11 protein-coding genes are annotated in these 14,247 nt (G+C 44.3%); 8 read left to right on the plus strand and 3 right to left on the minus strand.

Annotation, left to right across the window (positions count from 1 at the left end):
• Nucleotides 1–22 precede the first annotated feature (22 nt).
• The 3 genes from MD536_RS02860 to MD536_RS02870 all read left to right on the plus strand — a co-directional run bounded on the left by MD536_RS02860 (nt 23) and on the right by MD536_RS02870 (nt 6,022).
• Entirely contained in the window at nt 23–3,505 is a 3,483-nt protein-coding gene (locus MD536_RS02860) for a DUF8818 domain-containing protein (RefSeq protein ID WP_239595637.1), read from the plus strand.
• A 119-nt stretch (nt 3,506–3,624) separates the two neighbouring features.
• The gene (locus tag MD536_RS02865) at nt 3,625–4,143 is read left to right on the plus strand and encodes a hypothetical protein (RefSeq protein WP_239595640.1); all 519 of its coding nucleotides are present in this window, start codon (nt 3,625–3,627) and stop codon (nt 4,141–4,143) included.
• 118 nt (nt 4,144–4,261) lie between these two features.
• Nucleotides 4,262–6,022 carry a tetratricopeptide repeat protein gene (locus MD536_RS02870; protein WP_239595642.1) on the plus strand — a complete coding sequence of 587 codons (1,761 nt, stop codon included), beginning with the start codon at nt 4,262–4,264 and terminating at the stop codon, nt 6,020–6,022.
• 505 nt (nt 6,023–6,527) lie between these two features.
• On the opposite strand, the gene MD536_RS02875 is transcribed toward MD536_RS02870, so the two are convergent.
• Both MD536_RS02875 and MD536_RS02880 read right to left on the minus strand, forming a co-directional pair.
• A complete protein-coding gene (locus MD536_RS02875) occupies nt 6,528–6,674 on the minus strand; it encodes a hypothetical protein (protein ID WP_239595644.1) in 147 nt (48 codons plus the stop codon).
• Nucleotides 6,675–6,708: 34 nt separating this feature from the next.
• Nucleotides 6,709–7,683, minus strand: a complete 975-nt coding sequence (locus MD536_RS02880) for a DUF8428 domain-containing protein (protein WP_239595645.1) — start codon at nt 7,681–7,683, stop codon at nt 6,709–6,711.
• A 210-nt stretch (nt 7,684–7,893) separates the two neighbouring features.
• Between MD536_RS02880 and holA the strand changes: the two genes are divergently transcribed.
• Nucleotides 7,894–8,892 (plus strand): DNA polymerase III subunit delta, encoded by a 999-nt coding sequence (holA, locus tag MD536_RS02885; RefSeq protein ID WP_239595646.1) that lies wholly within the window; start codon nt 7,894–7,896, stop codon nt 8,890–8,892.
• Here holA and MD536_RS02890 read toward each other — a convergent pair whose 3' ends face one another.
• Nucleotides 8,893–9,843 carry a bifunctional riboflavin kinase/FAD synthetase gene (locus MD536_RS02890; protein WP_239595647.1) on the minus strand — a complete coding sequence of 317 codons (951 nt, stop codon included), beginning with the start codon at nt 9,841–9,843 and terminating at the stop codon, nt 8,893–8,895.
• A 77-nt stretch (nt 9,844–9,920) separates the two neighbouring features.
• Here MD536_RS02890 and MD536_RS02895 point away from each other — a divergent pair, with 77 nt between their 5' ends.
• From MD536_RS02895 to trxB, 4 genes are all read left to right on the plus strand, one after another.
• The gene (locus MD536_RS02895; protein ID WP_239595648.1) at nt 9,921–11,096 is read left to right on the plus strand and encodes an AIR synthase related protein; all 1,176 of its coding nucleotides are present in this window, start codon (nt 9,921–9,923) and stop codon (nt 11,094–11,096) included.
• 234 nt (nt 11,097–11,330) lie between these two features.
• The gene (locus tag MD536_RS02900; RefSeq protein WP_039132713.1) at nt 11,331–12,188 is read left to right on the plus strand and encodes a sigma-70 family RNA polymerase sigma factor; all 858 of its coding nucleotides are present in this window, start codon (nt 11,331–11,333) and stop codon (nt 12,186–12,188) included.
• A gap of 91 nt (nt 12,189–12,279) precedes the next feature.
• A complete protein-coding gene (locus MD536_RS02905; protein WP_239595649.1) occupies nt 12,280–13,161 on the plus strand; it encodes a DUF4249 domain-containing protein in 882 nt (293 codons plus the stop codon).
• Between the two features lie 63 nt (nt 13,162–13,224).
• A complete protein-coding gene (gene trxB, locus MD536_RS02910; RefSeq protein ID WP_239595650.1) occupies nt 13,225–14,178 on the plus strand; it encodes a thioredoxin-disulfide reductase in 954 nt (317 codons plus the stop codon).
• The last annotated feature ends 69 nt before the right edge of the window (nt 14,179–14,247 follow it).

Here is a 14,247-nt window from a genome sequence, read left to right on the forward strand (position 1 = left end):
GCTTTAAGTGGAAACGGGCCTTTTGCTAAAACAACTGCTGATATCGTTGTTGATCGTATTGTGGGGACAGTTACTCCTGGCACAGGAGCCTTCAGCTTTGAAGCAGCTCAAAACCTCGAATGCCCGGCAGGCCCGCATACCTGTAAAAGCAGGAAAAATCACACTTGATTCACTCACCATTATTCCTGGTTCGGTTCGTATACCCGGAATCGCAGACAGTTTGTACACCATCGACTGGCTGGATGGCAGTATCACCTTCAAACAACCGCCTCCATTTGATTCGGTACTGGTGCAGTGGCGCAGTTTTTCAACGCGACTTAATAAGGTTAAACAGGACCTGAATTTTGACAGTATACTGAACTCCTACGTATCACAGCAAACCATCCGCAGTATGGGTGAATCCAGCCGCCGCGATGAGGAGTTTTTCAATTTCGGCAATATCAATTACAGCGGAAGTTTTGGAAGAGGGATATCCTTCGGTAATGCACAGGATGCGGTGGTTACTTCCAACCTCAACCTTCAAATCAATGGCTTTCTGGGCGATAGCATCGAAATTGCGGCAGCCATCACCGATAACAATATTCCTATCCAGCCCGATGGCACCACGCAACAGTTAAATGAATTTGACCGTATCTTTTTGCAATTCAAAAAGAAAGGATGGCAGCTTAGCCTGGGTGATATCGATATCCGGCAGAACCGGAATTATTTCCTGAATTTTTACAAACGTCTACAAGGCGGAGCTTTCGAAAACACCAGCAACCTGGGCAACAATGTGGTAAATAGAACCATGTTCAGTGGCTCTATCGCCAAAGGAAAATTCACGAGAAATATATTCGACGGATTGGAAGGCAACCAGGGCCCTTATCGTTTGACAGGTGCAAATAATGAACTCTATTTTGTAGTGCTGGCAGGTACGGAAAGAGTATTCCTCGATGGAGAATTATTGCAACGTGGAGAAGACCGTGATTATGTGATCAATTACAATACAGCTGAAATTACGTTTACCCCTCGCCGTATGATCAATAAGGATCGCAGGATCCAGGTTGAATTTGAATATGCCGACCGGAACTACCTTAACACCAACCTCTATCTTTCGAATGAAACGGACATAGGTAAGCGCTTTCGATTGCGGATGGCAGCTTTCTCCAATAACGATGCAAAAAACTCTCCCATCAACCAAACACTGGATCCACAACAAAAACGATTCCTGGGATTGGTGGGAGACAGTATCCAGTCAGCGTTTTATCCAATTGCTTCCATTGATACCTTCTCTCCGGGTAAAATCCTGTACAAGAAAATCGAAGTGCTGGTTAATGGAGCAGCAGATTCCATCTATGTGTATTCAACGAATCCTGACAGTGCACGGTATAATCTGAATTTTATTGAAGTAGGACAGGGCAGGGGAAATTATGTTCCTGATCTCAATGCTGCCAACGGCAAAGTGTATCGTTGGGTGGAACCCATCAATGGTGTGCCCCAGGGGAATTTTGAAGCAGCTACCTTACTGATCACACCTAAAAAACAACAGATACTAACGTTTGGAGGTGATTATTTCGTCAGTGGTAAAACCACCATCAGTGCGGATATCGGCATGAGTAATTTCGATATCAATACTTTTTCAACGCGGCAAAAAGGAAATGATAAAGGCTTTGCTTCGCGATTTCAATTCAAACATATCGAACAACTAAATCCAACGTTGAACCTGCAGGGAGATGGATCCTTTGAATGGGTGGAGCATAGCTTTCGGCCATTGGAACGTTTACGAAATGTAGAGTTCACCCGCGACTGGGGATTGCCGCTGCAGGTATTGCCTGCTGATGAAACCATGTATGCTGCAGGCTTGGAACTGAATGATAAGAAGAACAATCGCCTGCGCTACCAGTTTACCGGGTACCAACGCAGTGATGGCTTCAAAGGAGGCAGGAACAGTTTGATTCACCAGCAGAATACAAAAGGATGGAGCTTCAATAATCAGTTGAACATTACGAAATCGAGCAGCTTACTTGATGATGGATATTTTCTCCGACCCAGTTTGAATATTGCGAAAACGCTGGCAGGATTGCGCAACTACACAGTTGGCATGAGTTATGAACTGGAACACAATGAAGCCCGGAACAAACAAAGAGATACGGTTACGCCCTATAGTTTTTCCTTTGATATCCTGAAGATTTACCTGAAATCCGATGAACAGAAAGCCAACAAATGGGGCTTCAGTTATTATACCCGAAGTGATCAATTGCCAATAGGAGGTGAATTAGTAAGAACCGATCGCAGCCAGAATTTTACGTTAACAGGAGAATTGATGTCGAGTCCGGCACACCAGCTGCGGGTGAATGCTACTTATCGAACCCTGCAGGTATTCCAAAAGACAAATACTAATTCTGAGTCGGATAAATCCTTGTTGGGAAGGGTGGAGTATCAGATCAATGAATGGAAGGGATTGGTAACCGGCAATGTGTTGTATGAATTGGGCGCAGGGCAGGAGCAGAAGCGTGATTTTGCATTTCTCGAAGTACCTGCCGGCCAGGGAGAATATGCCTGGTTTGATTACAATAACGATGGCGTGCAGCAACTCAATGAATTTGAGATTGCATTATTCCAGGACCAGGCCAAATACATCCGAATTTTCACGCCTACCAATGAATTTGTAAAAGCGGCCTACAATAGTTTCAATTATAGTATGGCGATCAATCCCAGGGCAGCATTGGATCCACTCTCCACGAAAGGGTTCAAAAAAATGCTCACACGCTTCAACCTCCAAACTTCTTTGCAATTGTACCGCAAGCAACTGGCAGATGGATCCATTCAGTTCAATCCGTTTGATAATAAACTAGTGGACAGTACCCTGATCAGTTTAACCAGTGTTTGGATCAATAGCCTTGCGTTTAATCGGTTTAGTTCACGCTGGGGATTTGATATCAGCAATATCCGTAACAATGCCAAAATATTGCTGACCTATGGACTGGAAAGCCGTTCGCAGGAGGAATGGAATATCCGCAGCCGCCTGAATTTCGCCAAACGATATACGCTGGAGTTAATTGGAAAAACCGGCCAAACACAACTGGCCACAGGCAATGAAAAATTTGATAACCGGAACTATTCGGTGCAGCAATATTCTGTAGAGCCGAAACTAAGTTTCACAAAAGGAGCCAATTTCAGAATAGGAGGAGGGTATCGCTACCAGCATAAAGAGAATCAACTTGGGTTATCTGAAAACCTAAGTTCTCATGCCATGAATGCGGATGTGAAATACAACCTGCTGCAGAATGCGTCTCTTCAAGGAAAGTTTACGTACAACACCATCCAGTTTCCTTTCCCGACCAACACTACTGTTAGTTATATTATGCTGGATGGATTGCAGCCAGGAAAGAATTTGTTATGGTCGATAGACCTCACGAAAAGATTGGGCAAAAACCTGGAAATGAATATTCAGTATGAGGGCCGTAAGCCCGGAGAAAATAGAGTAATTCATATCGGCAGGGCATCCCTTCGTGCAATATTGTAAGTTGTATCCAACGTTATAACTGGGATGATTACCTGCATTTGTTAAAGCATTTGTAAGTCTGGGTACGATACTTGCATATACCTTCTTTGTTGTAATTTGCGACATCTAAAATCTCATTTATGAAGAAACTACTTTTATCCTTTGCAATGGCAGCCGGACTTATGAGTGCAAAAGCACAGAGCGACTACAACAGCGCCATCGGTCTTAGAATTGGGGGATATTACGACCTGGTATCCGCATCGTATAAAACACATGTAACCAAGCCGGGGGCGTTGGAATTTAACCTTGGTTTTCGGGGTTACAGAGGTGGCGGAATTGATTGGGTAACTGCAGCCTTTAGCGCAGCCTATCAGCATCATTTTGAAATCAAACCTGTACCTGGTCTGCGTTGGTACGTAGGAGGTGGTTTGACTGCATACAATTCTTTTTCTGATTATGAGGAATTAAGAGGATTTGGTCTGGGTATTTTCCCAACCGGCGGTATTGACTATAAGTTTGAAAAAATCCCTTTAAACCTGTCTGCGGATGTACGTCCTACATTTGGTATTGTTGATCCTTTCGACAACGATATTTACAGAGGATACCGCAGCTTCCGTGGCGATAACTTCGGTATCTCTGCCCGTTATACCTTCAGATAATCCTGAATCGGAAAGTTTATTTAAAAGTGCCTCTTCTTAGACGGGGCACTTTTTTATGACTTCAACATTATTTGATTTTGTTCGCAGGTATTGTTATTTTGAATATCCACTCTAGCATATGAGATTTCAACCCAGGATTTTAATTGGTTTTATCTGTCTGTTCTTTATTTTCCCCTTTATCACATATGCAGAAGATACCATCTTCACTAAAGAAGAGTGGTTAAGAAAGCTCAGCGACAATTCAGTTTATAGCGGTCAGTTTTTGCAGCAGTTTGAATTAGTTCCTGTTTCGAAACGGGCAGCTTTTTTAGCTGAATTGGAAGCAGCGGGAACGAGTGATTATTTTAATGCGAGGTTATTAATCCTGAAGGCACATGCCGCATATATGGCATCACTTGAAGATGGGTTGAAAGCTGAACCAATGATGAAATCCGGTTCTCCAACTGAAATCGTAAATCTGCTGGAGAGAGCCATTCAACTGGCATACAAGTCTGAAAATGATTATTTAATAGCCGAAATCAGTATCAATTATGCGGAAATAGCCTATGCACTGAAGCAATATGAAGCTTCTATGATGTACTTTATTAATGGATTGGAATTAAAAGAAAAACTCGGTATTCCCATTAATCCTTTCTACTACCGGATGTTGGGCGAGCTGCTGTACAAGATTAAAGAATATCAGGAAAGTATACATTATAGTGTCAAATCCATTCAGGTAGCCAGGCCAATGCAAAGCACAATGGATTCGATAAGCGTTATGTGGGCACACAATACAACGGCACTTTCTTACCATCGTTTGCAGCAGTTCGACTCAGCATTTTTTTACTACAACAGAGGACTAGATTATGCAAACATGCTGAACATGGAGCTCTGGAGGGGAATTATCAGCGGTAATATGGGCCAGGTCTATTTTGAACTTCAGCAATTTGATAAGGCATTGCCCTTGTTACTATTTGATTACTCAATCAGTAAAGAAGCCGATTTCTTAGACAATTCAGCGAATTCCTTACAATGGGCGGCACGAACTCAATTGGCGCTTGGAAACAAAACAAAAGCACTGGAATTCATTCGGGAGGCATTTGGCCTGTTAAAAAACAGGAGAGAGCCATTTTATGAAAGAAACGCAAATAACACAGCGTTTGAAGTATTCAAAGCACTTGGAGCCTATGATAGCGCTTTGTATTACAATAAGAAATACGAGTTCCTGAAAGACTCATTGGATCGTGTAATTGCGCTGAGTAGTATCAAAGTTTCCAAAATTAAGGCGAATGATGAAAAAAACAGGTACCAGGTGATGACCCTCCAGCGGGAAAAGGAAAAAAAGGAGTTGGAGCGAAATATCCTGATTATCGTCCTTCTGCTGCTTTGCTTAATTGGTTTATTGCTGTTTAACCGGCACCAATTAAAAAGCAGGTTAAAACTGGAACAATTGGAGGGCGAAAAACGATCCATGGAAGTAGAGATCGAGTCTGCGAGGAATCAATTATCCATCATTACCGAAAAAGTAGCAGAGAAAACAAATCTGATTGAAAAGCTGGAAAAGCAGATCCAGCATAAAACCAATACGGAAGATCAGCAAGCTTTAGTAATTGAATTGGCCCAACAAACCATTTTGACAGAAGAGGAATGGTTTCAGTTTAAGTCACTGTTCCAAACGATTTATCCAACCTTCTTTGCTCAACTAAAGCAGCAGGTGCCCGATATCACCCTTGCCGAACAACGATTGGCGGCATTGATTCGGTTACAATTAACATCCAAACAGATCGCTTCCATGCTGGGCATATCTGTTGACAGTGTACATAAGACAAGGCAGCGCCTGAGGCAGCGGTTTAATATTACCAAAGAAGTCAACATTGAGGCATTTATCGCAGCTATCTGACTGTCCTGCCGTTTGTATAATCCTCTGCTTTTTAATCAATTAGAATGCTGTCAGGTTTTTGTCAGGTCCCCGTCAGCCGATTGTCCTCCTCCTTTTTCCTGGAAAAGCAACAAAGTGACCTATTTTAGTTCAGCGCTGTTACCAGGATTTTTTTGGTTTGCGTGATTCCAGTTGATCGATTCATCAACGATGTAAAAAGAAAACACCATAAACGTTAGCATACCCCTAAATAGAATATTTCGAATGAAAATTGTCTTTCAGCAAAACCTAAGCATGTATTAGCGAAACCGTTTGCTGACTGTTTTATGTGTTAATCAATCAAGCTGTCCTTTCCAGGATGGCTTCTTTTTTATTTATGCCGTTCGGCAGATTTTCACCAACCATTCGGGCACTTTTCTCTGTCCATTCAGTCATTCGGGACCGTTATAATACTGTTGTTTGATTACTCTTCAATCGTCAGTGAAGCGTCAGTGAAGCGTCAGTGAAGCACTCTGGAACTATTTTATTACTGTTCCGGTGGGGTTCGGTTATGGTTTTCTATCCAGGCATCCATGTCTCCCTTGTCGCCTTTCTTCCAATCCTCCTTCTTCCTTCCTCCTTTGTCTCCCTTCCATACAAAGAAGGCCGCCTCAATTGAGACGGCCTTCCACACATTAGACTTATGAGGATGTTACTTGCACACTAGATTAACCGAACAGACCACCTTTCTTCAGTTCGCGGGTTCCTTCACCAATCTTGAAACCATTGTGGTAGATTTCAATTTTGTAGTTACCGCGCTGGAAGTCGTTATTAGATTTCCAGGCGAACTCAACTGGGGTTTTCTTACCGGTTTCGATCTTTACAGGAACCTTAGCAGTGAATGGTCTTTCACCATCTTCACGGGTAGTGAATGAACCAGAACCCAGGCTCTCCTGTGATACAGGCTTACCATCAGGTCCGATTACTACTACATATACTTCAGCAGTACCTGCAGGAGCGATACGGTTATCAACATCGAAGGAAATAACCAGTTTGTCAACGCGCTTTGCAGTTGATGTTACTTTTTCTTTACCGCTGTTCTTTTCATTGATCGGAGTTACCGCAATGTTGTAAGCATTCAGGGTAGAAGCGATGTCAACTGTTTTTTCCAGTTCCTGCTTGGCAGAAGTGGTAGTTGCCAGGTCGCTGGTCAGCTGGGTTGTTTTTTGTCTTTCTGTACCGAGGTCCGTGTTCAACTGCGTATTCTCAGCAGTCAGACGGGCAACTTCCTGCTCCAGGTTAGCAACCTTCTCGTTCATTTCTGCGATCAGCGTTTTTGCTCTCTTTAGTTCAGAAGCGGTTGCATTGCTCTTGTTCAGAATGCTGCGGATTTCTTTTTTCAGTTTAGAAATTTCACTGTTTCTGTCGGTCAGTTTTCCTTCCAGTTGATTGTTGTAACCGGTAACGGAATCCAGACGTGCCAGAGAAGCATCAAAGTTGCGCTGCAGCTCGGTTTTTTCATCTGTAACCTGAGCGATGGTTGCTTCTTTCTGCTGAATGGTTTGTTCGTTTTTGTTATTGTTCCATAACAAATAACCCCATGTTCCCAACAGACCTGCTGCCAGGAGGGCAATGATCAACCCTTTATAATCTTTTTTAGGTTCTTGCGTAGGGGTGGCTGAAGGATAGTTTGATGTGCTCATTATGTATTGTTTTTCAGTTTTTAAATTGGTTCTGTAACCGGGTTAACAAGGTTTTTGGTGTTTGATATGGAAGGCATTTCGAAAACCGTGCCAAAAAAATAAAAGGGGGTAAACGGAGTAGTCTCCAGGAAGGGTAGAATGCAGGCGCTGTGCGAATTTCCGATTTTTTTCCCAGCTTTCAATTATTATTGCAATCCTGAATAAAAAAGCATGTCGGTAGAAAAAATTCTGGAGAACTGGAAGAAAAAACAATACCAGCCGGTTTATTGGCTGGAAGGAGAGGAAGACTATTATATTGACAAAGTGGTGCAGGTGGCAGAGCACCAGATATTGACCGAATCGGAAGCAAGTTTCAATCTTTCCATTTTTTACGGACGTGAGGCCAACTGGGCGGATGTGATCAATGCCTGTATGCGGTATCCAATGTTTTCAGAAAAGCAGGTAGTGCTTTTAAAAGAAGCACAACAAATGAAAGACCTGGATAAACTTGAAAACTATATAGCCAATCCGCTTGCCTCTACGATCCTGGTAGTGGCACACAAAGAAAAAAAAATAGATGGCAGAAGCAAACTTGCCAAACTGCTGAAAGAAAAAACAGTTTTCGTACAAACCAAAAAAATGTATGAAAACCAGTTGCCGGCCTGGGCAGAAAAACTGGTTCAGTCGAAGGGCTATTCCATTCAGCAAAAGGCTTGCTTATTATTAGTGGATCATATCGGCAATGATCTCAGCCGGATTGAAAACGAGATTGATAAATTATTAATTAACCTGGGCGGACGAACCACCATCACCGAAGATGATATTGAGCGGTTCATTGGAGTGAGCAAGGAGTTTAATGTGTTTGAGCTCCAGGATGCCATCGCACGGAAGGATCTGCCCAAGGCCATCCGGATTGTTCAATACTTTGAGAGCAATCCCAAAGCCGGTCCCATTCAGATGATCCTGCCGGCGCTTTATAACTACTTCAGTAAGGTGTTCATGATTTTTGGCGCACGCACCAACGATGAAAAGCTGATTGCCTCTACTATTGGTACTTCTCCTTTTTTCGTGAAGGATTATATTCAATGTTCCCAACGCTACGGTTATGAAGGGGTCGAAAAGATCCTGCTGCTTTTACATCAATACAACCTGCGTTCGATCGGTATTAATGATGGAGGTACTTCCGACAGTGCCTTGATGAAGGAATTGCTGGTTAAGATCATGCAGTAATCACAGGCTGTTCAGGAGGCCGATGCTGGTGGCTTTATCCTTTGACAGTTGCTCTTTCAGTGCATCCAGTCCGCTAAACTTTTGTTCTGCCCTTAGCCAATGCTTGAGGGTAACCTGGATGGTTTGCCCATATATATCGGCATCAAAGTCAAAAATGTTTACCTCTATAACCCGACTTAAACCATCCACAGTTGGTCGCACCCCGATATTCATCATACCTTTCAGTTGTGCATCTCCGTTACTAACAGGATCGGATAACCGCACAGTAACGGCATATACGCCATTTGCCGGAATCAGTTTTTCGTTGTCGGTCAACTGCAGGTTGGCGGTAGGATAACCCAGGGTTCGACCCAGTTGGTTGCCTTTTACTACCAGTCCGTCAAAAAAATAATCATAACCCAGCAGGTTGGAAGCAAGCTGTACATCGCCCTGGAGCAGGGCCTGGCGGATGCGGGTAGAGCTGATCGTAGAGGCTTCCAGCAATTTACCAGGGATCTCTACGAGTCCGAATGCCTTGTTTTGGGCATAGGTTTCCAGCAATTTGAAATCGCCTTCACGGTTATGGCCAAAGCGATGATCGTATCCTATAATAACAGTATGCGGATTGAAATAGCGAATCAGGAAATCCTCCACATAAGCTTTGGGAGGCTGAATGGCAAATTCCGGCGTGAAGGGTATAACAACCAGGTGATTAATCCCGGCTTCCTCAAGTAACCTGATTTTTTCAGGCAGGGTATTCAGCAACAAAACTGCCTGCGGCTCTTTGCCAACAATGCGCCGTGGGTGTGGGTGAAACGTCAGGATTACAGTTTCCCCATCCACTTCCTTTGCCAGGCTTTTTAGTTGCGCAATAATAGATGCATGTCCCAGGTGCACACCATCAAAAGTGCCGATGGTAAGAATGGCATTCCGGAAGGAGGGTAACTGTTCTATGTTACGATGTACCTGCATAGGAGGCGCAAATATAGTGAAACGTCAGTCGTCTGACGTCTCACGTTTCACTATCTTCGCGGTTCGAATAACCAATCATGAGTTTGTATTCAAAAAGGGGCGTTTCTGCACAGAAGGAAGAAGTTCATAAAGCAACAGAAAAACTAGACCAGGGTCTCTATCCCCATGCATTTTGTAAAATTTATCCGGATTATTTAGGAAATGATGCCGATTGGGTGAACCTGATGCATGCAGATGGAGCTGGTACCAAAAGTATCTTGGCTTACCTGTATTGGAAACAAACCGGCAACCTGGAAGTGTGGAAAGGCATTGCGCAGGATGCCATTGTAATGAATATAGATGACCTGCTCTGTGTGGGTATTCATGATAACCTGCTGTTTTCCTCTACCATCGATCGCAACAAAGGCCTGATCCCCGGGGAAGTGCTGGAAGCCATTATCTCCGGCACACAGGAATTCTTTGATCAGATGAAGACCTATGGAGTGAACATTCATTACCTGGGTGGGGAAACCGCGGATGTGGGTGATGTGGTGAGATCCATCGCGGTAAATGGTACCATGACTGCCCGGTGGCCCAAAAACAAACTGGTTACCAATGACTTAATAGAAGCAGGTGATGTTATTATAGGTTTTTCAAGCGCCGGCCAGGCCAACTATGAAACGGCTTATAACAGTGGCATTGGAAGCAATGGACTGACCAGTGCCCGCCATGACGCTCTGCATAAAGACTATGCCCGCAATTTTCCTGAATCCTTTGATACCAAACTGAATGATGAAGTTGTATATATCGGGCCGCACCGGTTAACCGATTCTATTGAAGTTCCCGGTTTCCCGACTACCGATATCGGGCATCTGCTGTTGAGTCCGACCCGAACCTATGCTCCCCTGATGAAAGTATTGCTGGATGAGCATTTCAGCGATATTCACGGATTGGTGCATTGCAGTGGAGGAGGACAGACCAAGTGTATGAAATACCTGCCTGCACCTTTCAAAATAATAAAGGATAACCTCTTTGCACCACCAGTTGTATTTGACCTGCTCAAAGCTGCTTCGGGTAGCGATTGGCGGGAGATGTACCAGGTATTCAACATGGGGCATCGCCTGGAAGTCTTTACTTCTGAAAAAGCGGCGGATCAACTCCTGGCAGCAGGAGCAGCCCTGGGCCTGGAAGGCAAAATCGTAGGTAGAGTAGAAGCCTCGGACAAGAAAGAATTAGTTCTGCACAGTCCGGATGGAAGCATCGTAACCTATTAATTTCGGTTACGCAACCGTTTTCGGTAGGCCCAGCCTGCATTTCAAGGCGCTACAAGTCGTGCTTTAGCCTTGATAAGCAGATAATTATCCACAAAAGCTATGAGATCTGAAAGGCAAAATGTAACTTTGCAGACAGTTCTGGACCATTTTCGCCTATCTTTAACGTACACCTCGACAACGATCGGCGAACCGTAAGCGTCTTACGAGCGTTATTCATAAACTTAATAGACAGGCATGAGGCAGCTAAAAATTGCTACACAGATTACCAACCGGGACTCCCAGGCGGTAGAAAAGTATTTACAGGAAATCTCAAAAATCTCCATGATTACGCCGGAAGAGGAAACTACCCTTGCGCAGCGTATTAAAATGGGTGATCAGAGAGCGCTGGACAAATTGGTTCAGGCCAACCTTCGTTTCGTAGTATCTGTGGCTAAGCAATACCAGCACCAGGGATTGTCCCTGAGTGACCTCATCAACGAAGGAAACCTCGGTTTGATCAAAGCTGCACAGCGTTTCGATGAAACCAAAGGTTTTAAATTCATTTCTTACGCTGTATGGTGGATTCGTCAGTCTATTCTGCAGGCTTTGGCTGAGCAGGGACGTCTGGTTCGTTTGCCCCAGAATAAAATCGGAACTTATAACAAAGCGAATAAAGCTTATATGGCTTTCGAACAGGAGCATGAGCGGGAGCCTTCAACAGAAGAGCTGGCTGAGATCCTGGAGATGAGCGAAACGGAGATCAATAATATTTTCCAGAGCAATACCCGTCACACTTCTCTCGACGCGCCTGTTCACGAAGCAGAAGATGTAGCAATGGGTGATCTGCTGGAAGGTAGTGATGATACCGATGAAGACGTGATGCAGGATTCACTGCGCAATGAAATCCGTCGCGTATTAAAATCACTGAGTCCCCGCGAAGCAGAAATCGTAAATGCTTATTTCGGTCTGGATGGTGAAAATGGTGTAACCATTGAGCAGATTGGTCAGAAATACGATCTTACCAAAGAGCGTATCCGCCAGATCAAAGAAAGAGCGATTAAGCGCCTGCAGAAGGCCCGCTACAGCAATGCACTGAAAGCATACCTGGGATAATATCCAGGATTCAAGATAACTACGGGCCATCTCTTTCCAAGGAGATGGCTTTTGTTTTTAACCTTTTCCGGAGCTTCTTGTTATACCGCATATGCGCATTCTTTTATTAACCCTTATCTTTCTTACCACCCTGGTGGCCTGTGAACGGTCGGTTGATTTCGACCTGGATGAACAGGAGCCCAAACTGGTGGTGGAAGCTACCATTGAAGCCAGGCAGGCGCCATTGGTGTTTTTATCCCGCAGCCTTGATTTTTTCAGTGAGATCAATCCCGAAATCTTGACGGCCTCATTTGTACGAAATGCAATTGTGCGCATCTCCAATGGATCCAGAACACATCAATTGAAGGAATACAGCATACCAACGCCGGCCGGCACCATCATTTATTATTCCATCGATTCATCCAACCTGGCAACTGCTTTCCCGGGTGTGGAAGGAACTTCTTACCGGCTCGAGATTGAAGTGGATGGAAAAACCTATACAGCCACTACCACGATCCCGGTGCATGCCAAAACAGTGGATTCAATTTGGTGGAAGCCCTCTGAGAACAACCCGGATACCAATAAGGTAGTGTTGTGGGCCAGGGTAACAGATCCTCCTGGCTTTGGAAATTATATCCGCTTTTTTACCTCTACTAATGGCGGTCCTTTTAATCCGGGATTCAATTCAGTATTTGATGACCAGATTGTGGATGGCAGCAGGTATGATATCCAGGTAGAGAAAGGAATCAATCGCAATGAAGAAATTGATTTCGAAACCTATTCTTTCTTTGATAAAGGAGATACGGTCATTTTGAAATTCACCAATATTGATAAAGCCAACTATGATTTCTGGCGTACCATGGAATACAATTATGGTTCGATTGGAAGTCCGTTTGGAAACCCCACCAAGGTATTAAGCAATATCAGTGGCGGTGCCCTGGGGTATTTTGGGGGCTATTCCGTACAGTTTGATACACTGGTTATCCCCAGGTGATTTCCCTCACACTGATTTAACATATTTGCCCCTATTTTTGCAGGCCGTAAATTTTTCAACCGTATGGACAATCAAGCAAACGAACACGTACACTGTTTAATCATAGGCTCTGGTCCCGCTGGATACACAGCCGCTATATATGCCTCCCGTGCTGCACTTAAACCGGTATTATATCAGGGAATTCAGCCAGGCGGACAATTAACCATCACTACAGAAGTAGAAAACTATCCCGGTTATGCTGAGGGCGTACAGGGACCAGAAATGATGGTTGATTTTGAGAAGCAGGCCAAGCGCATGGGAACTGATATCCGTTATGGATTAGCAACCAGCGTGGATTTTTCAAAACGCCCCTTCAGCGTGGTAATAGATGAAGAGAAAACCCTTACAGCAGATTCGGTGATCATTGCAACCGGTGCTTCTGCCAAATGGCTGGGCATAGAGAGTGAGCAGCGTCTCAATGGATTTGGTGTGAGTGCCTGCGCGGTATGTGATGGCTTTTTCTTCAAAGGAAGAGAAGTGGCCATTGTAGGTGCGGGTGATACTGCCTGTGAGGAAGCGATCTATCTCTCCAAACTGGCTACCCGTGTGCATATGATCGTGCGCAAGGGAGAAGATGGTATGAAGGCGTCCAAAGTGATGCAGGATCGCGTAAAAGCAACTCCCAATATTACCATCTACTGGAATAGTGAAACAGATGAGATCCTGGGTGATAAAAAGGTGGAAGGTGTACGCATCAAAAATAACCTGACCGGAGAGAAGACAGAAATCCCGGTAGGAGGTTTCTTTGTAGCAATCGGCCACCAGCCCAATTCAGATATCTTCAAAGGATGGCTGGATATGGATGAAGCCGGTTATATCAAAACAGTGCCCGGAACCTCCAAAACCAATGTGGAAGGGGTTTTCGCGGCGGGCGACGTACAGGATAAGATCTATCGCCAGGCTGTAACGGCCGCGGGTAGTGGTTGTATGGCAGCCCTGGATGCAGAGCGTTTTCTGTCTGCAACCGGAATCGTTTAAAAAATTAATACGGCAGTCTATGCCGGAATCAATAATTTGGCGGCCTGTAAAGCCGCCAAATTTCTTTTT

The sequence above is a fragment of the Flavihumibacter cheonanensis genome (genome assembly GCF_022352215.1).
GTDB classification, from domain to species: Bacteria; Bacteroidota; Bacteroidia; order Chitinophagales; family Chitinophagaceae; genus Flavihumibacter; species Flavihumibacter cheonanensis.